We start from the raw sequence: 22,653 nt of genomic DNA, 5'->3' as shown, positions 1-22,653 counted from the left end.
CCTACTAATAGCTCTGACAAAGGTGAATTTTCACGCATTTATCATGTCCTATGGCATACTCACTCCCAGAGTTAAACCAACCATGTTGAGAATCCTATAATGAAAACATCATTAACCACTCTAATTAGTGCCACATTGCTATTATTAACAGGGTGCAGCCAACAAACATCAGCACCTAAAAATAATATGGTAGCTCAACAAAATGAGATTAACTCACCTCATACTTTTATGTTGAGAGGTACAGTAATCATTGGTCATGAGTCTCAAAGTATTCAGCCTTGTAATAGTGATCAACAGTACTGGGTAAACCTATCTCCAAGACAATGGAAAGCGGGAACAGACATTCAATCAAGACCTTACCAAGAAATGTATGGTGAATTTATTGGTCATTTTGAGGCTCCACCTAAAGGCGGTTTTTCTAGCGACTATCCTGCTCGATTTGTTGTGTCTCATATTAATCGTTTAGTTGCAGGAGAAGGTCCAAGTTGTGCCCAACCACCACAGCCAACCAAAGCATTTGGTAATGAACCTTTTTGGAATATGCAGGTAAAGAGTGGTGAATTGGTCTTTTCTCAAATGGGAAATAAAACCAAAAAACAACTTATCACCAAACAGGAATTTACTCCGACAAGACGAGAATACCACAGCGAGAATTTCTCGTTAATTATGACAAAAGGCTTATGCAATGACAGCATGGTTGAGTCTATTTATGGTTGGAATTCAGAAGTTACGGTTAATGATACGACCTATAAAGGTTGTGGAACATTAGCACCCAAAGATACTACGCTTAATTGGGTTGGTACTTACCAAGGGACTAGCACGCTAACAACACCAGGGCTCAACATTAATCTGGTTTTAAATCCTGATCACTCGGCAATTACGACCTATGATAATCAGACAGGTGAAGACCCATTAGTTGAAACCGGAGTATGGCAGGCAACTCGTGATGACCATGTACACGTGTTAATGAGCCGTCATCAACGCCAATACTTAATTGCAGAGCGAACATTCACTAAAAAAGGAAAACAAATTCATACGGATAAAGAAACGGTGAATGGCGTTACCTTTCCAATAAAATCAGGGTTAACCCTATTTTCAACCAGTCAATAATGGACATATTCATGACCTGCTCTATTTGTGGATTTACTCATAATTGTATTTGCGCACATCAACCAAATTTAAGCTCAAATATTGAGTTTGCGTTGCTCTATCATGAAAACGAACGCCACAAACTCACCAATACAGGAAAATTGATCCTCAATAGTTTGTCCAATACAACGGAATACACGTGGCAACGAAAAGAACCACCTCAAGCGCTTATTAGTAAAATAAACCAAGCAGATACTGAAACCTGGTTACTCTTCCCAAGTAAAGAGCCAGTTCTCAGTGGTGATTTTCACCATCGACATGACTCAAGCAAAAAACAACTTTTTGTACTGCTCGATGCGACATGGCAAGAAGCCAAAAAAATGGTGAATAAAAGTCCTTGGTTAAAAGCATTACCTTGCTTAGAAATTCAAACTGACGAAGCATCTCGCTATCACTTACGTAGAAATCAAAGTGAAGGTAACCTATGTACGTGCGAAGCAGGAATTGAAGTCTTAGAGATGGTAAAAGAGCCTGAGAATGCTCAAGCTCTTTCATGTTATTACGATCAATTTTTAACGGTGTTTCAAGCTGAACGAAGTGGACATAAGTTTACGTCTTAATGTGTAACGATTTAGGCTCACCTAAAAAGTAACCTTGTAAGTAATCCACGCCCATATCTTCAACAATTGAACACACCTCTTGATTATGAACAAACTCGGCCACAGCTTTGGCATCTAATACATGACAAAGCTGTACCATTTGCTGAGAAATCAAACGTTGTCGCTTATCTTGATGTACATTTTTGATGATTGAACCATCAAGCTTAATCACCTGAGGCTCTAGTTTCATGATCGCATCAATATTGGAATAACCTGAACCGAAATCATCAATAATAATTCGCGCACCTAAGCGTCGGAAATGATTACACACCTCAATGATATGCCCATAATCTTGAATTTGTTCCGTTTCTAACACTTCAAATCCCACTCGCATTGGGTTATCTAAACGGATCATGGATGACTCTAATAAATCTAGTGTTCTATCACTTAATAAATCTTGAGGAGATAAATTAATCGAGAACGTCAAATCATTCGACTGCATGATCTCAAAGATACTCGAAATCATTTCTCTACTTAAGCGAGTATAGAGATGTGTCCCCTCAACAGCTGGTAAAAACTGTCCCGGAGCAAATATTTGGTCGTCCTCTTGAATTCGCATTAGACATTCTGTTGATGCCAGCTCATGAGTATGCGCTTTATAAATAGGTTGCCCATAAACCAATACTCCTTTTGAGAAATCGCTCGATTGACACAAGTAAGCCAATCCAGTTGATTTTGACGAGTACGCTCTTCTTTCATTAATTCTCGGGCATTACACAAGTGGCGATTACGACGCATAGCAATTCGCCTTGCCTCTACCGTTTTTAGAATTAAGTCTTCAGAAGCAATGGTTGGGAAATCACGCCGACTAATAAGGCCTCCAGAAATAGAAACACTTAAATAGTCCACATCATCTAAACCATAAGGTTCAAAATTTTCATGTTCTAGTTTTTCAATAAAACCAGTAATCTGCTTACGTAATACCTCACTGGCAGTATCGCTATTAAATATGACACCCCATTCAGCAATACCAATACTGTAGAGCTCAATTTCAGACTCAATTGCTAAGCCTAAATGCTCTTTCATATAATAACTAATATCTTGCAGTAACTTATCACCGACATGGTAACCATACTTTTCATTTACTTGGCTTAAATTGGTTAATTTAAAAGAGAGTAAATGATCCGTTAACGCTATATGAGAAAGGCGCTCTTTCAGTACCGTGCGATTAAGTAAACCCGTTCTTCTGTCCGTACGATAAGTTTGAATTAAACGCAGTGACTGCTCTCTAATTTTCTCTTCCAATTCAGAGGTCATATGATCCAAATCTTGAATTGAATTTTAATTAATGAGAACAGCGGCGTTAAGTTATGAACACGTGGCGCACGAGAAAAAGTATCGTATTCTGATGCAACTTCTTCTGATTCACTTAACGCAAGGTAGGTTAAACTATGGTGTAAAATCTGCTGATTATGAGATCGAAAAAATTCTCCCATCCCATAAACACCCTGGCATAAACCAACATCAGAAAACGCCTGTAATTCTGTTGATTCAGTACTATTTTCAATCCGCGATTCACAGTTATAAATAAAAATAGATTCAGGTCGTCGATTCGCCAAACGAGCCGCACCTTGGTTCACTTGCTCTTGCGTTAACGACGGATGGTAATACGATAATCTAACCTCATCACCAACAGGCACTTCAGCTGAAAACAATAAATGACCTTCTTTAGTTATTGATTCAACCGTATTAATAATGCGTGCCGTCTCTTCCTCTAGCATTAAAGGAAAAGCTTGAATTTGGCTAAGCGCAAGTGGTTTGTTGTCAGCTAAGTACTTACAATAAAAATCGTATGCAGGAATATGGTCAATCGCTTTAACCACTCGACCTTCAGAAGCAGTAACTCGAAAGTGCTTACCAATGGGATTCCATTCAACAAAGGCTTCATACCAAGCCTGTAATTTTTCACCATGTAAAGCAACAGCAACGATTTGGTTTTGATGAAACTCACCATTAAACAGAATCCAGGCGCCTTCACCTGTATCTGTCGCAACACAACCCGATACAGGAACAATGTAAGCTTGCTCAGAAAAAGCTTCAAAGAGCTTGTAATTGCTTGCAGAGCCATAACAACTAAAAGCAATAACGCTTTTCGTCGTCTGATTAACGGATAGTTTTCTTAATAATTGATGACCAACAAGTGGTTCATTTTCACCATGGACAATTGACGCTGATGTCACGGTTGAAGAATCAAAAGTAGAAATAGATACAATGGTTGATTGAGTGAATACCGAGGAATTGATACTGGTATGAATCGCGCTGAGACCAACGATCTCAGCGTGAGGAAATAAGCACTGTAAAAAGGAATAATAAGTAGATACTTCTTCCATAGATTGAGAAGAGAATATCTGAATTAAACATCCTGATGCCCTCTCTATTAATAGTGAATCACACTCTTCTTTAAGATGCGTAATGCTTTGAACACTAAATGAGAGAGTTTGCATTATTTATTAAGCCCTTATAAAAATAAAATTAACAACATGTCATCCATAACTGAAACGGTAGAAACGTATGCGTTTTATAAAATTAAGGCGAACAAAGGTGCAAAAAATGGAACTAACTACACATTAATTCCTGCAACATATCCACTAGACCATGCCCATTGGAAATTATAGCCACCAAGCCAACCACTCACATCCATGACTTCACCGACAAAATACAAGCCAGGTACTTTCTTAGACTCCATTGTTTTTGAAGACAATTCGTCTGTATTTACCCCACCTAATGTCACCTCGGCTGTTCTGTAGCCTTCTGTTCCATTTGGTAAAACTTGCCATTTGTGAAGTAAAGAGCATAACTCTTGCTGCTCTTTTGGATTGACTTGTTTTAGAGATCGCTCATTAAAAATAGTCTTATTTAACAGAGTTTCAACTACTCTTTTGGGTAATAATTTAGCAAGTGAGTTTTTGATGCTTTGATTTGGGTTGCTCTCTCGCATTTTGTCTAGTTCTTCACTTAAATCGTCATTAGGAAGAAGGTCAATCGTTACCTTTTGTCCTGCTTTCCAATAAGACGAAATTTGTAAAATAGACGGACCAGATAACCCACGATGAGTAAACAATAGGTTTTCTTTAAAACTGCTACCGTTCTCTGATTCCACAACAACAGGAATCGCAATACCAGACAGTTCAGAAAATGCTTCTTTATCTTCTTTATGCAGAGTGAATGGCACTAAGCCTGCAGTCGTTGGTACCATAGAAAGTCCAAACTGCTCAGCAATCTGATAACCAAATGGCGTTGCACCCAATTTTGGCATCGATAAACCACCTGTTGCGACAACCAAAGACTCACACGCTAACTCATCTGAATCAAGCATAAGCGTAAAGCCTGTGTCCGTTTTTTCAATGTCAGAGATGTCACAGCGATAACGGTAATTAACACCAACTAATTCACACTCTTTAAGCAACATATCGACAATCTCTTTTGCTGAATCAACACAGAAAAGTTGTCCATGGTCGCGCTCTTCAAACTCAATTCCGTATTTGGAGATCAAAGAGATAAAGTCCCAGTTGGTGTACTGAGATAAAGCCGATTTTACAAAGTGAGGTTTTGACAGACATAGTTAGTCGCAGTCACATCGTAATTCGTGAAATTACAGCGACCACCACCTGAAATAAGGATTTTACGTCCCGGTTTTTTTGCATGATCAACAACTAATACTGAACGACCACGCTTCGCTGCTTCTGCTGCACACATTAATCCGGCAGCACCGGCACCGATAACGACTACGTCTACTTTTTTCATGACACTCTCACCCAAATTTAGTTGGCATGGAGTGTACTATTATCAGCGCTAGATGCCCAAACTAATTACTAAGAAAAACACCGCAACACTCACAACCAGTAGTGCACTAGACAGCATAAAGAGATAGCGAGCTTTCTCACATTTGAATACAAAGAGCGTATCATGATGATCAAGATACTCTTCTTGCCATAAATATTGGAGTAATTTGGTTTGCTTACCAAAGTTACCATGCGTGGTGAAAAAACCACGTCCATCAACCTGCTGATACAGCAATGGATGTGCCTCTCTCATAACAAAAAGAAGGGTTTTTAGCGTACTTAGATATCTAATAATATTGATACCTGTCACTGTAAATAATGCCAATAAAATTAGGTCGCCACTTATCATACTCACCTCCGACATTCTTGTCTGTGTGCCTGATAAATAACGACCCTTGGTGTACTTACATTATCTGTAGACGACTACATTGCAAAGATTGATATTTATCCAGCAGTGCTATCCATAATAGATGTAGAACCAGATTTCGCTAATACCGCTAAATCTTTATCGATAAAGAATAATGCCTTACCGTCTTCACCTACTAGGTCAATTTTATCCAAAATTCCTTTGAATAATTTCTCTTCTTCATGCTGCTCAGCAACATACCATTGAAGGAAATTAAACGTTGAGTAGTCTTGAGAAGTAAAAGCTACATGAGCTAATTTGTTGATCTCTTGAGTGATCATTTGCTCATGCTCTAACGTTGTACGAAATACATCACCAAGGCTAGAGAATTCCGATTGTGGCGCTTCAATTGCACCTAAAATTGGCATTGCACCGGTTTCGCTAACATAAGTAAACAGACGTTGCATATGCTCCATTTCTTCTGCAGCGTGAGCTCGGAAAAACTCAGCGGCGCCATCAAAACCTTTATCTTCACACCAAGCACTCATCTGTAAGTATAGATTAGATGAGAAAAATTCTAGATTAATTTGTGCATTTAGGTGATCAACCATAGTTTGAGCTAACATTTTTAGATTCCTTTATGAGCTATTTTCATCTGAAATTTTAACAATTATATCATATATCCCTCGTTCTTTGATTAATCAATAACTATCAATCAGAACGAGATCTAAACGACAAAAAAAGAACAATTCTGGTGCTAATCTATAGTTATCAAATAATTCAATTTTGAATTTAAAGGAGATATATCATGAGTTACCAACACATTCTTGTTGCTGTTGATTTAACAGAAGAGAGCAAGGCACTAGTAAGTAAAGCCGTTGGTCTTGCAAAAGCGTTAGATGCTAAAGTTTCTTTTATTCATATTGATGTTAGCTATGCAGAGCTTTATACCGGTCTGATTGATATCAACCTAGCAGAAACACAACACCAAGCGATGGAAGCATCAAAAGAAGCGATGAAGCATCTGGTGGAGTTTGCGGATTATCCTATCCACAAAACATTGGTAAGTAGTGGTGATTTAAGCAATGAATTGACTGAAGCCATTGAAAATCTTGATGTGAACTTAGTGGTCTGTGGGCACCACCAAGACTTCTGGAGTAAATTACTGTCATCAACCAGACAAGTGATTAATACCTGTCCGATTGATGTATTAGTGGTTCCATTTAAAGATTAAGCCATCGCGGCATTAACGTAAACATCGAAACGGTTCTTTTTCGTTTCAATCGCCATTGATGGTTTTTGATTATCTAACCACTCTGCGTAATCAGGGCGCTTAACGACCACTCGTTTTGTCGCCATCAATAATGCCGGTGCCAACAGTGCATCGGCATCGTTATCTGCACCAACTAAAGATTGGAAGACACGCATTTCTTTTTTTACTAATGCGCTTTTCTTTTTGTTCACCGGATGCGGATACATAGGGTCTAAATACACAACATCTGGCTGCACAAAATCATCTTGAGCCATCAATTGCTCTAATGCATCATGACTTGAAGCGTGTAATAACGACATGCGCTCAGCAACCCACACGCCTATCTCTGCGTCTTGTTTTGCTCGAGCTAATCCATCATCCAGCAATGCGGCAACAACAGGATGACGCTCAACCATTTGCACTTTACAGCCAAGAGATGCCAATACAAACGCATCTCGACCTAACCCTGCCGTCCCATCAAGAACAATAGGTGTCGCACCTTTGTTTAAACCAACAGCTTTCGCAATAGATTGTCCTTTACCGCCACCAAATTTACGACGATGAGCCACTGCTCCCGATACTAGATCAACAAAAATTGCACCAAGTTTTGGTTCATCACGTTTACGTAATTCTAGCTGTTGCTCAGTTAACACCAACGCAAATACATTATCTTCATCGTGCTTTAATCCCCAGCGAGCGGCAATGGCCTCTAACTCAGATTGACGATTTGGATCTTCAGACAATAACGCTATTTGCACAGGGCACTCCAACAAGCTTAATAATTAGGAACAGTCAGTGCCTATGGTAATGGATATTAATAAAAACGACTAGATAAAGTGCTCGCCGAATCTCTTATCTTAAGGTAATTTAAAGATTGCCCATTATGTAAGGATGCATCATGAACCAAACTAGCAAAATCGATGATCTCGACCGAGATATTTTACAAGCGTTAATGAATGATGCTCGAACGCCTTACGCTGAACTCGCAAAACGCTTTGATGTAAGCCCTGCAACCATTCATGTTCGTATTGAAAAAATGAAAGCGGCTAACATCATTGAAGGTACCGAGGTGGTCGTTAATCCAAAAACCTTAGGCTACGATGTGTGCTGCTTTATTGGTATTAATCTCTATGCGGCGCGTGACTATCATTCAGCCTTAGCGAAACTCGATGCCTTGGAAGAAGTGGTTGAAGCCTATTACACCACTGGCGCTTACAATATCTTCGTCAAATTGATGTGTAAGAGCATTGAAGAGTTGCAATATGTCTTGATTGATAAACTGCAAGCGATTGATGAAGTGCAGTCGACAGAGACGCTGATCTCGCTGCAGAATCCTATTAGTCGTAATGTGAAGCCTTAAAGACTATACGCTACGCTAACTAGAACGCTTCGCTCTAGAAACTATAGAATCAAAAGCACTAACGATGTAATAAATACGATTCACATCAATAATACTGGCTCTTATAGTATCTAGTTAGCGCAGCGTATAGTTTCTAGTTATTCCTTACCAACCCCTCCTAACCTCCCCTTATATCAACATTACTAATCTCATTAGTTTCTCTCTCAAGGGAGGAACTGTATTGTGACCGTTGTAATTACAGCGCCAAAGGTGGTTCTCCCCTTTAACACTGAATCATTGAAATCGATCAAGCTAATACAAGAGGGAGTTAGAGGGGATTGCTAATACCCAAAGCTAAAAAATAACCAATTCTGAAACCTGCAAGCGAAGCGTCCTGAAACCTTGCTCTTAAAAACAAAAAAACCGCAGGAGCATTAACACCTACGGTTTCAAATTTGCAAACAAGTCACAAGGCTCTTACTCGCCCCTTAAGGACAAAGTCCGCACTCGCTTCTCGTCCCTACGCTTAGATAACTCTCGAAAACTGCTGCTGACGAGCACGATCACGTAAGTACTTATCAAAACACATACAGATATTACGGATCAGAAGACGGCCACGAAGCTCAACATCAATACGACCTTCATGCATTGTTACTAACTCATCATTAATGAAAGTTTGCAGTAATTTAATGTCTTCAGCAAAGTACGTATCAAAGTCTAAATTAAACTCTGCTTCGATCGCTTTGGTATCTAGAGTGAAGTTACAAATAAGCTGTTTAATCACTTCGCGACGAATTAAATCATCATTATCTAAAGCCACACCACGCCATAAAGCATGACGTTGTTCATCAACTTGTGCGTAATATTCTTTTAGATCTTTCTTATTCTGAGCGTAGCTATCACCAATCATTGAAATCGCTGATACACCCATACCTAATAAGTCACACTCACCTTGAGTGGTATAACCTTGGAAGTTACGGTGAAGAACCCCTTCACGTTGCGCTACCGCTAATTCATCATCAGGTAAAGCAAAGTGATCCATACCGATAAACTGATAACCAGCACCTGTTAATGTTTCAATCGTCTCTTGAAGCATTACTAGCTTTTCAGCTGGCGCAGGTAGATCGGCATCTTTAATTTTACGTTGAGCAGCAAACAGAGTTGGCATGTGCGCATAGTTAAATACAGATAGGCGACCCGGTTCCATCTCTAGTACACGTTTGATCGTATTAGCTAGTGAATCAGCAGATTGCTTTGGTAAACCGTAGATTAAATCTAGGTTCGTTGAGCGGAAGCCAAGATCTTTAGCGCGTTGTACCATCTGAATAATGAAGTCTTCATCTTGGTCACGGTTAACCAACTGCTGCACTTCTTTATTGAAATCTTGAACACCAATACTTAAACGGTTGAACCCTTCATCACGTAAGTGAGCCAGCATATCCAATTCGATTTCACGAGGGTCAACTTCGATGCTGATTTCAGCGCCCTCTTCAAACTGGAATTCACCACGTAATAAGGTCATTAAACGAGTAAATTGAACTTTAGTTAGAAACGTTGGTGTACCACCACCAAAGTGCAATTGCGTTACTTTACGCTCAGTAAATAGTGCCGCACGCTGGCGAATTTCAAGTTCTAGTGAATCAAGATAAATATCCGCTTTATGGTGATGACGAGTGATCACCTTATTACAGCCACAGAAGTAACACAGTTTGTGGCAAAACGGAATATGGATATAAAGAGAAAGTGGGCGCTCAGGGTACTGAGTACATGCCATATCAAATTCAGCAGGAGTATACGCTTCGTGAAACTCTAAAGCAGTTGGGTAAGAGGTGTAACGTGGACCTGAGTAGTTATACTTCTCAATGATCTCTTGGTCCCATACTATTTGTTGATTTGACATGACTTACTTCCATCTCTTTATATCTGCACTGACACCATTACCCTGCATCATAAAACATCTGCTTCATAAAGCCGATGACTTCAATGCAGTAGTAAATAGAAGTGTCGATCAGATCATTTTAATATCAATATTTTGATTCAGTGGTTTAACACGATCATGCAGTTGTTGAATTTCTTCTTTAATCGCATCTTGTAGGCGAGCTTCAGCCTTAGTTCGAACTAAGTTATCTTTCATTCGATCTTTTTTCGCTAGCTCTTGCCTTTCATCGCCACGCGCCATGTCTTTTACAACATGGTATAATTCAGATAATGCTGGGTATTCTTTTTCTACATCAATACGCTCATCTTCTTGCAGATAATCCATGATGCAGTACAAACGAATAGAAAGCTCTGAGAAATCACATCGGTCTTGAAGACCTGCTTGGCAAAGTAATACCACATTCTCAAAAATATTGGCGTTACGTTGCTGTATCGCCAATTTTCTATGTTGTTCTTGCAGTTCTTTTTGCTTTTTTAACTTCATCAGTAAGCTGCCAGCATAACCGGCTAACGCAAGAATAATTGCACCACCAAGCAGTGCTAACAGGGTTACTGTAGACATAATTATTTAAAATCATCCATATTGAAGTCATCAAATTCCGCTAGAAGATCATCATCGCTTTTTGCTTTACGCTCTGCGAACTCTGGGAATTCTTCAATTTCTTCTGGCTCTTCGTCATCTAATAGACCTAAACGACCCATTAGGTGTTCAATGCGAGCTAGTTTTTCATCTACGTATTTCTGTAGACCAGTACCTAGGTTCTCACCACTGTCTAGACGATCTAGAAGAACCATTAATTGCGCATCATTCTCTAACATTGCTAGCTCTTGCTCGTTAGTTAGACGGCGCTCTTGCTTAGTTGTTTTTTGTTTTGCTTCAACAACTAATTGAATTGGTTTTTTACTACCAAGACGTGGATCTTTTTTCTGTGCATTGCGACGAGCTTGCTCTGCGTTGCTTTCTGCATTACGAGCACCGGCTTTTAAACCTTTACGTTTTCTTTTACGCTTAATTTCGCGGCTTTCTACATCACGGTCAGTACGGTTACGAGTAACAACAACTGGTTGGCTCGACATTCCCGGCTTACGGGCTTTTTTAATACGGCTCATTACTGGGTTTTCCTCAGTAAAATGACATCTTTTCCAACAAACTCCAGTTCAAGTTGATATTGCTTGGCAATAAACTCAAAGGTTTCAATGCTAAAAAAGCTGACATGGGTTAAATCATTTTTGTAATGCCAAGTGGCAAACGCGCTTTCGTCCCTGGCTAGTTTCGTCATGATACCTAACCAACCTCCAGGTTTTACCAAGCTCAATAACAATTCCAGTTCGTTTTGAGGTTGATAAAAATGCTCAACAGCTTCTGTACAACTGACGAAGTCATACTGCTTATTCAGCACGCTCTTATCTGGGGCGTAATAAATATCATAAAGTTCGACGTGGTGACCGGCCTCTCTCATCATATGAGCAAGTAAAGGTCCAGGACCACACCCAAAGTCTAGTCCTTGTTGAGGTGTCTCACCAACACGTGACAACAAAGGCTCTGCAAATCGTGATAAGAAGGTTCTATACCCTTCATCGTCAAGATTATTTTCATGGAGGTCATAGTGAGCTTTTTCGTTCTCTGCATCTAAACGGTCTGATTCATCCACATAAACAAGATGACATTGCTGGCATCGATAATATCGACGACGCTTATCTTGATGGAAATCATCAGCCTTAGAATGTTGACACAAAGGGCAAGATTGCATGTGAACCCACTCCACTACCTGAAAATTCTAGGGCGGGAAGTATACCCGATACTGGTGCAAAGATAATCGTTTTAACCGATTTTTTAATAAAAAAAACAGCTACGAGAGCTGCTTCTTTAAATTTAGACGTAATGATGATGCGAATTACATTAAATTAATGCAGCCCACCCACATATTTCGATAACGTATCAATGTCTTCATCAGTCAGTTTTTTCGCAATATCACGCATCATTGCATTCATATCATTTGCACGATCTGCTGAACGGAATTTCTCTAGTTGCGCTTTCACATAATCAGCATGTTGACCAGAAATTTTAGGGAAGCCAGATAGTGATGTACCGTTACCACGAGGGCCATGACATGCAACACACGCAGTAATACCACGCTCCATATCACCCGCTAAATACAAGGCTTTACCTTCTGGAATCACCTCTTCTGGTGTTGTATTGTCGGCCATTGGTAACGAGGCAAAATAGGCTGATAAATCCATAATATCTTGCTCTGTTAATGGCATTGCCATACCACTCATTACTGGCTCGAGACGACCTTGCTTACCTTGAGTTTCCATTCCTAACTTAAATTCTTTAAGTTGCTTCTCAAGATAGCCGGCGTGTTGGCCTGCAATATTCGGATATTGAGTCAGAGTACTGTTACCTTCTTGACCATGACAAGCGGCACATGTTGCAGATTTTTGCTTCCCAGCTTCGATATCTCCTTGAGCCCATGTTGAGCAACTAGCTAGGAGAGTTAATATCAGCGCTAATTTTTTCATGACATTCCATTTATTATTATCGTTCCTGCACAATGAGTTACTCTTTTTAACAAGATTTATTTACATTGTGTTGGATATTAAGCTTCCAGTACCGCTCTAAATTGGCTACAGCATGATACAATGAGCGGCCTTTACCGTTTTCATTCTAAGTTTGTCACTAAAAAGTTAATAATGACTAACTTGATGCGGTTATTTTACACATTTTCACAAAAAAGTAATCAGCTGACTACAATAATCCAACTTGGATCATTATCTACAGCTTGGTTTTAGTCGAGACGGAGTTAACCAGTGAGCAAAACTATTCACTACCAAAAGACGCATTTCATTACGAGTGCACCAGATATTCGCCATCTACCTGAAGATGAAGGTATTGAAGTTGCCTTCGCTGGCCGTTCTAATGCGGGTAAATCAAGCGCATTAAATCGCTTAACCAACCAGAAAAGCCTAGCAAAGACTTCTAAAACACCTGGTCGTACTCAGCTTATTAACTTATTTAAAGTTGAAGAAAACTGTCATATCGTTGATTTACCGGGATATGGTTTCGCTCAAGTACCACTTGAAATGAAGAAAAAATGGCAGAAATCGTTAGGTGAATACCTACAAAAACGCCAATGTTTACAAGGTTTGGTTGTATTAATGGATATTCGTCATCCACTAAAAGACATCGACCAACAACTTGTTTTCTGGGCTGTAGACCAAAATATCCCAGTACAAATCCTATTAACGAAAGCAGACAAGCTGAAAAGCGGTGCTCGTAAAGCACAAGTACTTAAAGTTCGTGAAGCTGCTGTTGATTTTGGTGGCGAAGTTGAAGTTGATGCATTTTCATCTTTAAAAGGCATTGGTGTTGATAAGCTGCGCGCTAAATTAGATGAGTGGTTTGCACCTGCTTTTGAGCTAGATGATGAATTCATCGAAGATCTGGATGCAGAATAACCTTATTTAGCACCATTGCCCCTAAGCGACTCTGTTAGTAATGAGTTTGCGAAAGGCAAATAAAAACCCCACCTTAAGCTAAGGTGGGGAAATGGGAGAGATAAAGAGGTTGTTATTATTTTTCTGCCACGCATCATGCTACAAATCCGCTATATATCCAAACTACGACCACTCGCCTATTTTTAATTTAATCAATAAGATTAAAAACAATCCCCAAAAAGACAAAAAGATTGAATCAAAATCAAACTAACACCTAAAAATCAAAAACTTAAGTTAATTAATGAAATGAATTATCAATTTGATAACGTGTAATAAAAATTACATATTGTGGGAAACTTACAAGAAATAAAAAACAGATAAGATTTTTTGGAAGGCCAGAAAGAAAAAACGCCCCAGTCAAAAAGGTTGACTGAGGCGGCTGAATTTAGCCAAATTCAATAACGTGAAACAAAAGGTCTGAAAGATAGAACATCTTTACCTCTGTACCCTACGCAGATAAATGTACAACAAACGAACAGTTTTGAAAACCTTTATTTGTAATTTTTTTTCAGTTTCGTATCAAAAAACACAACAAATACCTGACAAACTTCACTTTATTTTAGGTAAAAAAAAGCCAACGCGTGCGCTGGCTCATAGTTTTAATTTCAGTTGTAACTGAATTACAATTTAATCAGTAACGTAACTAATCGATAGATACATTTATTCAAATGACTGTGACACAAGATTAGTGCGCTTCATCCCAGTTGTTACCAAAACCGGCTTCAGCAACGAGTGGAACATCAAGTTGAGCAGCTTGCTCCATTAGTTCTCTTACTTTAGTCGTCACTTCATCTAATGCGTCTTCTTTTACTTCAAAAACCAATTCATCGTGTACTTGCATTAAAAGATTCACACGATCTTTTCCTTCAGTTTCAACCCATTCATCAACCAAGATCATCGCTTTCTTAATGATATCGGCAGCAGTACCTTGCATTGGGGCATTAATCGCAGCACGTTCTGCGGCTTTACGACGCATACCGTTTCGTGCATTGATTTCAGGTAAATGCAGACGACGGCCATATAATGTCTCAACATAACCTTGTTCAGTCGCTAATAAACGAGTCTCTTCCATGTACTGCATCACTCCTGGGTAACGCTCAAAATACACATTCATGTAATCTTGTGCTTCACCACGAGGGATCCCAATTTGCTTAGCAAGACCAAACGCACTCATACCATAGATTAAACCAAAGTTAATCGCCTTAGCACGACGACGATCTTCTGAAGTCACCTCTTCAATAGAAACGCCCTTCACTTCTGCTGCTGTCGCTGCGTGAATATCTTTACCAGCCGAGAAAGCCGCTAATAGCGCTTTATCTTGAGATAAATGAGCCATAATACGCAATTCAATTTGAGAGTAATCGACTGCTAGAATTTTCCAACCATGAGGTGCAACAAACGCTTGGCGAATACGGCGACCTTCTTCGTTACGAATTGGAATATTCTGTAAGTTTGGATCTGTCGATGATAAACGGCCTGTTGCTGTTACCGCTTGATGATAAGAAGTATGCACACGACCTGTAGATGGGTTAATCATCTTAGGAAGTTTATCTGTATAGGTCGATTTTAGTTTCGCTAAGCCACGATACTCTAAAATCAATTTAGGCAATGGGTAATCAAGCGCCAGCTCTTGCAGCACTTCTTCATTTGTCGATGCCGATCCAGAAGGTGTCTTCTTAATTACTGGCAGTTCCATTTTCTCAAATAGAATGGTTTGAAGTTGTTTTGGTGAATTCATATTGAACTCTTCACCTGCAACTTCAAATGCTGCTTTTTCTAACTCATCTAAACGCTGACCGATTTCAAGTGATTGTGCTGAAAGCAACATATCATCAATATAAACGCCTTTTCTCTCCATACGAGAAAGGACAGATACCAATGGTAATTCAATATCTGTAAATACTGATTTTAGTTTTTCATCGGCTTCTAATTTCGCGTTCAATACATGGTGCAGACGCAATGTGATATCCGCATCTTCAGCGGCATAAGGTGCAGCTTGCTCTAAAGCGATTTGGTTAAAGGTTAATTGCTTTTTACCTTTACCTGCAATTTCTTCAAATGAAATGGTGTTATGTTGAAGATAACGCAATGCCAAACTGTCCATATTGTGCTTACCAGCAACGCTGTTATACACATAAGACTCAAGCATAGTATCGAATTTAATGCCTTTCATTTCGATATCATAACGCGCTAAAACGCTCGCATCGTACTTTAAGTTTTGACCAACTTTTGCTTTATTGTCATCTTCTAAATACGGCTTTAATTGCTCAAGTACCCAATCACGATCGAGTTGTTCTGGAGCATCAAGGTAATCATGTGCAACGGGAACATAAGCCGCTTCACCTTCTTCTACAGCAAATGATAAACCAATAAGGTTCGCCACCATGTAATCTAAACTATCGGTTTCAGTATCAAAAGCCGCAACATCAGCATTGTTTAGTTTATCTAGCCATACACTAAACGCTTCTTTAGTTAAAATCGTTTCGTATTTTGAACGATCTACTTGAGCGGCAATAATTAGCTCTTCTTCTGCATCATCTTGCTTACTTGAAGTTGATACGCTATTAGACGATGTTTCATGTGAAACGATCTTACCGTCGCTTCCATCTAACATTTCAGTTAACCAACGCTTAAAGTTCATTTGGCCAAACATTTGAATCAACTCATCTACGTTTGGCTCTTGTTTAACAAACTCTTCTGGCGTTTTATCCAGTTCAACATCCAACTTAATCGTTGCTAACTCATAAGAAAGGTAAGCCCCTTCTTTGTTATCAATTAGCTTTTTAGCCATAGTTTTAGAACCACGGAAACCAAGAGGTGCAATATCATCAAGATGTTCATATAAAGCATCTAAACCACCAATACCTTGCAATAATGCTTTAGCGGTTTTATCACCAACACCTGGAACACCAGGAATGTTATCCACTTTATCGCCCATTAATGCTAAGTAATCAATAATAAGCTCTGGACCAATACCAAACTTCTCAACCACACCTTCAGGATCCATGATCACATTGGTCATGGTATTAATCAGAGTGACATTTTCATCAACTAATTGTGCCATATCTTTATCACCAGTACTGATAAGAACTGGGATCCCAGCTTTTGATGCTTGAGAAGCTAACGTACCGATTACATCATCCGCTTCTACGCCTGGAATAGAAACTAAAGGCAAGCCCATCGCTTTAATTAGCTTATGTAGTGGCTCAATCTGGCAACGCAGATCATCAGGCATTGGTGGACGATTTGCTTTGTACTCTGGGTACATATCATTACGGAACGTTTTGCCCTTTGCATCGAAGATAACCGCAATACGATCGGTTTCAAATTGCTTTAACAGACTACGAAGCATGTTAATTACGCCATATACCGCACCTGTTGGTTGTCCATCACCATTAGTGAAGTTAGGTGCAGCATGATATGCGCGGAAAAGATAAGAAGAGCCGTCTACTAAAATAAACGGATTATCAGGAATTCTTGCCATAGTCTGTAATATCCAGAGGGTTGATGATCAGTGAATTTCATTCTATACCATGACTCAATAACAACAAAATACTGTCCTTCGCTGCTTTGCTCATTAATTCACATAAAAAAAGAGTTATTCAGACAACCTCCACTTCTGTGGATAACTCTGTTTGTAATTATTTTTTGCTTAATTAACAACTTATTTATCAATCAAGAAAAAAGAAATTAAAAACTAAAAAATCAAAAACTTAGATCAACAAAAACGATCCACAAAGAGATCCTTTCTTGATCATGCTTTGTGGACAATAATATTAAACACACCTTTTTATTGCTAAATTTTTCACCAAACCCAATCGGATTTTTTATAAAATTTCTTGCTGTCAGTTCAAAAAACGGACAAAAAAAAGCGGCGTCTTCTTAAATGAAACGCCGCTCAGCAAAAAGAGAACAATGGTAATACGTTTGTACGTCCACCACTGCTCATGTAGCTGATTTACACTGGAAGCAATGTGAGCAATGTCGTGCCTTCTTGAAATAGTGCGGATAACTCCGTGTGCGTATTCCCTGAAGACAAGTTAATAATAACCATTCTCATTTAGAATGCAATAGGTAAATGAGAAAAGATCTCAACTAATTTCAATATCCCTTTTATTTCAATAGTATAGACAATAAAAAAGGCCAACATAATGTTAGCCTTTTCTTCTTTGGATCATTTTAACTTACACCTGTGAAGGTTGTGTCGCTAATTGATGACCTTCAGAAGTTAACTTACGAGTTAGGTAATTCAGTAGCACGCCGTACATTGGAACAAATAAACCTAAACTGATCACCAGTTTGAAGCCATAATCAACCAATGCAATTTCTGTCCAATGCTCTGCCATAAAGGCATCAGGACTTTGGTAGAAAGCAATGCTAAAGAAAGCCAGTGTATCTAATGCGTTACCAAACAAAGTAGAACATGTTGGTGCTATCCACCACTGCTTTAATTGGCGTAGACGATTAAATACATGCACATCTAAAATTTGTCCTAGTAGATAAGCCATAAAGCTTGCTACTGCAATACGCGCAACGAATAAATTAAACTCGCCAAGTTGAGAAAAACCTTGGTACTGACCTTCAAAAAATACTACCGATAAAAATACGATACCGCTAATGCTGGCAACATAACAAAGAAGATAATACTTCTTGCCATTTTGGCACCAAAAATACGAACCGTTAAATCAGTAGCGAGAAAAATGAATGGAAAGGTAAACGCACCCCAGGTGGTATGAAACCCAAAAATAGTAAAGGGTAACTGAACCAAATAGTTGCTTGATGCGATAATTACGAGATGGAATACAACAAGGAAAGATAAAGCGTTGCGCTGTTGCGCGGGCGTAAATGTACTCATATAAGTACCTTTTTGTCATTGGGGGCGAGGGAACCCAAATTAAACACAAAGCTAAAATCACCGTTTATTTACGTAATGACTCTAGCCAATTTTTAGGGCGGTGATTATACATTAACCGATTTTGATCACAAGATTTAAAAACAACCAAAATGAGCAAGGCGTTAACCAAATCAGGGGATAGTCTAAGCGTACTCACAAACTTCAAAACATCTCTTCTTTATTTATACAAATCGACCATCTGACACAGTTTTCTAAACCAATCATTATAATAATAGCCAAAATTTCGAACGAACCTAAAAATAGGTTCGATAATGAAAATTAATAATAAAATAAGAGGTCGGCTATGTTTGGTGTTTTTAAACCTAAAGCACATATCGCACAACTCCCAACAGGAGAAATCAATAGCACTTATAAACGGTTACGGTGGCAACTTTTTCTCGGCATTTTCTTTGGTTATGCTGGATACTATCTTGTTCGAAAAAACTTCAGTTTAGCAATGCCTTACCTTATCGAACAAGGATACAGTCGAGGCGATTTAGGGGTTGCTCTAGCTGCGGTATCTATCGCTTATGGTTTATCTAAATTCTTAATGGGAAGTGTTTCTGACCGTTCCAATCCTCGATATTTTCTCAGTGCTGGTTTGGTCATGTCTGCTCTCGTTATGTTTTGTTTTGGCTTTATGCCTTGGGCAACAGGCAGCATTACCGCCATGTTTATCTTGTTATTTTTAAATGGTTGGTTTCAAGGGATGGGATGGCCTGCCTGTGGTAGAACCATGGTGCACTGGTGGTCAAGAAAAGAACGTGGTGAAATAGTTTCGGTATGGAACGTTGCACACAACGTTGGAGGCGGGTTAATTGGCCAATGTTCCTTCTTGGTTTATGGGCATTTAATGATGATTGGCGAACTGCGTTTTACGTACCAGCTTTCTTTGCTCTTCTTGTTGCTTTTTTTGTTTGGTTAACAGTAAGAGATACTCCTCAATCATGCGGTCTTCCGCCAATTGAAGAATTTAAAAACGACTACCCAGATGATTATGATTCCGCATATGAAACAGAAATGACGGCGAAAGAAATCTTCTTCAAATATGTTTTTTCAAATAAATTATTGTGGTCTATTGCGATAGCCAACGCCTTTGTCTACCTAATCCGTTATGGCGTTTTAGATTGGGCTCCTGTTTACTTAAAAGAAGCCAAAGAATTCACTGTTGATAAATCTTCTTGGGCATATTTCCTATATGAGTGGGCTGGTATTCCAGGCACCCTTCTATGTGGTTGGATTTCTGATAAGTTATTTAAAGGGAAACGAGCGCCTGCTGGGATTCTATTTATGGCATTAGTGACTATTGCAGTATTGGTTTACTGGTTTAACCCTGCAGGAAACCCAACCGTTGATATGATCGCATTAGTTGCTATTGGTTTCTTAATCTATGGTCCGGTAATGCTTATTGGTTTATATGCGTTGGAATTAGCACCTAAAAAGGCGGCGGGTACAGCGGCAGGATTAACTGGATTATTTGGTTACCTTGGTGGAGCTGTTGCAGCAAATGCACTGCTTGGTTATACCGTTGACCACTTTGGTTGGGATGGTGGCTTTATGATCTTAGTTGCCTCTTGTGTCATCTCTATTGTTTGCTTAACTTATGCACTAATTGGTGAGCAAAAGCATCATAAAGAAAAGATTGAGAAAGAAAGTCACATGGCTTAATCCAAAAAAAACGGCTGTATATTTACAGCCGTTTTCTTTTAAAAATTAAGCAACTTAAAACAAACCAACAATAAAGCTCAGTTCGTCTAGCGCTTCTCCTGAAGATAAACTTTCTAACCACACTGAGTTTGAATAGTGCTCAGCTCGTAGCAGTAAATGCGTTCCTTCAAAATCAATAAGCCATGAATGCAAATCGGCATCCACTTGCTGCTCTATCACCTTTGCATCCATTGCTGATACTAATTGCTTCCCCATGTCATTAAAGGTATCAAAATCGAATTCAGGAATGGCAAAAATAATGCGCCCTACTTCTTTATCAAACTCGATGACTGAAAATAAACTCATGACTTATCCTTGTCCTGTTAAGTGCATTTCAATTAAATCTAAAAATGGATCTGCGTATTTTTCGAGTTTCTTCTGCCCTACGCCATTTACCGCTAACATCTCTCCATAAGAGGTAGGTAAAATGTCAGCCATATCCATTAAGGTTGCATCACTGAATACCACATAAGGCGGTAAGTCATCTCGATCAGCGATGGATTTACGCAGCTTACGTAACTTAGCAAACAACTGCTTATCGTAATTACGATTATTCAATTTCTCTGATTTGGCAGTTTTAGCGGCAATATCCAGTCGTGGAACCGCAAGCTCTAACGGCTCCTGTCCTTTTAAAATCGGACGGGCTTCTTCCGTTAGCTGTAATGTAGAATTGCGCGTAATATTCTGTACCAATAATCCTTTATGAATTAACTGACGAATAATACTTACCCAGTATTCATGGGTGTGTTCTTTGCCAATACCGTAGGTCGATAACTTATCGTGCCCATGCTCACGAATACGAGCAATTTTAAGCCCACGTAGCACTTCCACCACATAGCCAACACCAAAGCTTTGATTTACTCGATAAACACAAGAAAGTGCTTTTTGTGCCGCTTCTGTTCCATCAAATTGCTTTGGCGGATCTAAACACACATCACAGTTACCACAGGGCTTAGCACTGTATTCACCAAAATAATTTAAAAGAACCTGACGACGACAAGTTTGTGCTTCAGCAAAGGCGGTCATAGCATTCAATTTATGGCTTTCTACAAGCTTTTGAGGGCCTTCAGGCTTCTCTTCAACCAGTTTTCTTAACCAAACTATATCGGCAGGATCATAAAGCATGACCGCTTCTGCTGGTAGGCCATCACGCCCCGCTCGACCTGTCTCTTGGTAATAAGACTCGATGTTCTTTGGAATATCAAAGTGAGCAACAAAACGTACGTTGGATTTATTGATCCCCATACCAAAGGCAACCGTCGCAACAACGATTTGAATATCATCTCGTTGAAAGGCTTCTTGAACGTAATTACGCTCATCCAAATCTAAACCTGCGTGATAAGACGCCGCTCGAATATGGTTGTTGCAGAGCTTCTCAGTTAGCATTTCAACTTTCTTTCGACTACCACAATAAATCACACCACATTGATTTTTTTGAGTCGCAAGATAACGAACGATCTGGCTCACCGGTTTATGCTTTTCTAATACCGTATAACGAATATTTGGGCGATCAAAGCTACCTAAGTATTGATGCGGTTCAGGCAAAGAAAGACGATGTAGAATATCTTTACGAGTGGCTTCATCAGCAGTCGCAGTGAGAGCCATGATAGGAACACTAGGGAAACGCTGTTTAATCTGTCCTAGTGACGCATATTCAGGACGAAAATCGTGACCCCATTGAGAAATACAGTGCGCTTCATCAACAGCGATCATACACAAGTTTAGAGACTCTAAACGATCCATAAAATCACGCATCATCACTCGCTCAGGTGACACATAAAGCATTTTGACCTGACCCGAATTCACTCGGTTCCAAATAGCAATTTGCTCTTCACGCTCAATGGTTGAGTTTAAGCATTCCGCTTTAACCCCATTCGCTTTAAGCTGATCAACTTGGTCTTTCATTAAGGATATTAAGGGAGAGATAACTAACGTTAACCCTTCAAAAACCAATGCGGGGATCTGATAACACAGTGATTTACCGCCACCTGTCGGCATGATCACAAGACAATCTTTACCATCAAGAACGGCATTGATGACTTCTTCTTGTCCAACACGGAATTCTTGGTAGCCAAACACGTCTTTTAAAACCGTGTAACTTGGCGACACCTCTTCCATTGGTTGCTCTGCGATCATGCTGGACATAAAA

Annotated in this window: 19 protein-coding genes and 3 pseudogenes; 6 read left to right on the top strand and 16 right to left on the bottom strand. The window is 39.3% G+C overall.

Going from position 1 to position 22,653, the window contains the following annotated elements:
• Positions 1-99: 99 nt before the first annotated feature.
• Positions 100-1,110, top strand: a complete 1,011-nt coding sequence (locus tag AAFX60_000450; GenBank protein XDF77746.1) for a hypothetical protein — start codon at positions 100-102, stop codon at positions 1,108-1,110.
• Between the two features lie 11 nt (positions 1,111-1,121).
• Positions 1,122-1,709, top strand: a complete 588-nt coding sequence (locus tag AAFX60_000445; protein XDF77745.1) for a DTW domain-containing protein — start codon at positions 1,122-1,124, stop codon at positions 1,707-1,709.
• On the opposite strand, the gene AAFX60_000440 is transcribed toward AAFX60_000445, so the two are convergent.
• The 6 genes and pseudogenes from AAFX60_000440 to ftnA all read right to left on the bottom strand — a co-directional run bounded on the left by AAFX60_000440 (position 1,699) and on the right by ftnA (position 6,502).
• Positions 1,699-2,370 carry an EAL domain-containing protein gene (locus AAFX60_000440; GenBank protein ID XDF78863.1) on the bottom strand — a complete coding sequence of 224 codons (672 nt, stop codon included), beginning with the start codon at positions 2,368-2,370 and terminating at the stop codon, positions 1,699-1,701. The genes AAFX60_000445 and AAFX60_000440 overlap by 11 nt on opposite strands.
• Positions 2,307-3,005, bottom strand: coding sequence for a GGDEF domain-containing protein (locus AAFX60_000435; GenBank protein ID XDF77744.1), 699 nt, complete (start codon positions 3,003-3,005; stop codon positions 2,307-2,309). The genes AAFX60_000440 and AAFX60_000435 overlap by 64 nt, the downstream gene beginning before the upstream one ends.
• Complete coding sequence (locus AAFX60_000430) at positions 3,002-4,192, bottom strand: FIST N-terminal domain-containing protein (protein XDF77743.1); 1,191 nt, start codon at positions 4,190-4,192, stop codon at positions 3,002-3,004. Before AAFX60_000430 ends, AAFX60_000435 begins: the two co-directional genes overlap by 4 nt.
• A gap of 116 nt (positions 4,193-4,308) precedes the next feature.
• Positions 4,309-5,492: pseudogene (locus AAFX60_000425) on the bottom strand (NAD(P)/FAD-dependent oxidoreductase).
• A 48-nt stretch (positions 5,493-5,540) separates the two neighbouring features.
• Entirely contained in the window at positions 5,541-5,879 is a 339-nt protein-coding gene (gene uspB, locus AAFX60_000420; GenBank protein ID XDF77742.1) for a universal stress protein UspB, read from the bottom strand.
• Positions 5,880-5,974: 95 nt separating this feature from the next.
• Positions 5,975-6,502 (bottom strand): non-heme ferritin, encoded by a 528-nt coding sequence (gene ftnA / locus AAFX60_000415; GenBank protein XDF77741.1) that lies wholly within the window; start codon positions 6,500-6,502, stop codon positions 5,975-5,977.
• A 182-nt stretch (positions 6,503-6,684) separates the two neighbouring features.
• On the opposite strand from ftnA, the gene AAFX60_000410 reads away from it, so the two are divergent.
• On the top strand, positions 6,685-7,110 hold the full coding sequence (locus tag AAFX60_000410) for a universal stress protein (protein ID XDF77740.1): 426 nt from the start codon (positions 6,685-6,687) through the stop codon (positions 7,108-7,110).
• Here AAFX60_000410 and AAFX60_000405 read toward each other — a convergent pair.
• On the bottom strand, positions 7,107-7,886 hold the full coding sequence (locus tag AAFX60_000405) for a class I SAM-dependent methyltransferase (protein XDF77739.1): 780 nt from the start codon (positions 7,884-7,886) through the stop codon (positions 7,107-7,109). The genes AAFX60_000410 and AAFX60_000405 overlap by 4 nt on opposite strands.
• A 140-nt stretch (positions 7,887-8,026) precedes the next feature.
• On the opposite strand from AAFX60_000405, the gene asnC reads away from it, so the two are divergent.
• The gene (gene asnC / locus AAFX60_000400) at positions 8,027-8,488 is read left to right on the top strand and encodes a transcriptional regulator AsnC (GenBank protein XDF77738.1); all 462 of its coding nucleotides are present in this window, start codon (positions 8,027-8,029) and stop codon (positions 8,486-8,488) included.
• Positions 8,489-8,993: 505 nt separating this feature from the next.
• Here the strand turns inward: asnC and hemN are convergent.
• From hemN to AAFX60_000375, 5 genes are all read right to left on the bottom strand, one after another.
• Entirely contained in the window at positions 8,994-10,367 is a 1,374-nt protein-coding gene (gene hemN, locus AAFX60_000395) for an oxygen-independent coproporphyrinogen III oxidase (GenBank protein ID XDF77737.1), read from the bottom strand.
• Between the two features lie 108 nt (positions 10,368-10,475).
• Complete coding sequence (locus AAFX60_000390) at positions 10,476-10,967, bottom strand: DUF2489 domain-containing protein (GenBank protein XDF77736.1); 492 nt, start codon at positions 10,965-10,967, stop codon at positions 10,476-10,478.
• Positions 10,968-10,969: 2 nt separating this feature from the next.
• Positions 10,970-11,515, bottom strand: a complete 546-nt coding sequence (gene yihI / locus AAFX60_000385) for a Der GTPase-activating protein YihI (protein ID XDF77735.1) — start codon at positions 11,513-11,515, stop codon at positions 10,970-10,972.
• Positions 11,515-12,156 (bottom strand): class I SAM-dependent methyltransferase, encoded by a 642-nt coding sequence (locus AAFX60_000380; GenBank protein ID XDF77734.1) that lies wholly within the window; start codon positions 12,154-12,156, stop codon positions 11,515-11,517. The genes yihI and AAFX60_000380 overlap by 1 nt, the downstream gene beginning before the upstream one ends.
• A gap of 154 nt (positions 12,157-12,310) precedes the next feature.
• On the bottom strand, positions 12,311-12,928 hold the full coding sequence (locus AAFX60_000375) for a c-type cytochrome (protein XDF77733.1): 618 nt from the start codon (positions 12,926-12,928) through the stop codon (positions 12,311-12,313).
• A 288-nt stretch (positions 12,929-13,216) separates the two neighbouring features.
• On the opposite strand from AAFX60_000375, the gene yihA reads away from it, so the two are divergent.
• Positions 13,217-13,864, top strand: coding sequence for a ribosome biogenesis GTP-binding protein YihA/YsxC (gene yihA, locus AAFX60_000370; protein XDF77732.1), 648 nt, complete (start codon positions 13,217-13,219; stop codon positions 13,862-13,864).
• 724 nt (positions 13,865-14,588) lie between these two features.
• Here the strand turns inward: yihA and polA are convergent.
• On the bottom strand, positions 14,589-17,387 hold the full coding sequence (polA, locus tag AAFX60_000365) for a DNA polymerase I (protein XDF77731.1): 2,799 nt from the start codon (positions 17,385-17,387) through the stop codon (positions 14,589-14,591).
• A gap of 700 nt (positions 17,388-18,087) precedes the next feature.
• Positions 18,088-18,758, bottom strand: a pseudogene (locus AAFX60_000360) (7-cyano-7-deazaguanine/7-aminomethyl-7-deazaguanine transporter).
• Between the two features lie 496 nt (positions 18,759-19,254).
• Between AAFX60_000360 and glpT the strand changes: the two are divergent.
• Positions 19,255-20,465 (top strand): annotated as a pseudogene (glpT, locus tag AAFX60_000355) (glycerol-3-phosphate transporter).
• Positions 20,466-20,519: 54 nt separating this feature from the next.
• On the opposite strand, the gene AAFX60_000350 reads toward glpT, so the two are convergent.
• A complete protein-coding gene (locus AAFX60_000350; protein XDF77730.1) occupies positions 20,520-20,810 on the bottom strand; it encodes a DUF3630 family protein in 291 nt (96 codons plus the stop codon).
• Between the two features lie 3 nt (positions 20,811-20,813).
• Positions 20,814-22,649 carry an ATP-dependent DNA helicase RecQ gene (recQ, locus tag AAFX60_000345; GenBank protein ID XDF77729.1) on the bottom strand — a complete coding sequence of 612 codons (1,836 nt, stop codon included), beginning with the start codon at positions 22,647-22,649 and terminating at the stop codon, positions 20,814-20,816.
• Positions 22,650-22,653 lie beyond the last annotated feature (4 nt).

Origin of the sequence: Aliivibrio fischeri (assembly GCA_038993745.2) — a bacterium.
GTDB classification, from domain to species: Bacteria; Pseudomonadota; Gammaproteobacteria; order Enterobacterales; family Vibrionaceae; genus Aliivibrio; species Aliivibrio fischeri_B.
Note: the sequence above shows the minus strand (reverse complement) of the source record. Positions and strands in the feature narration are given on the sequence as shown.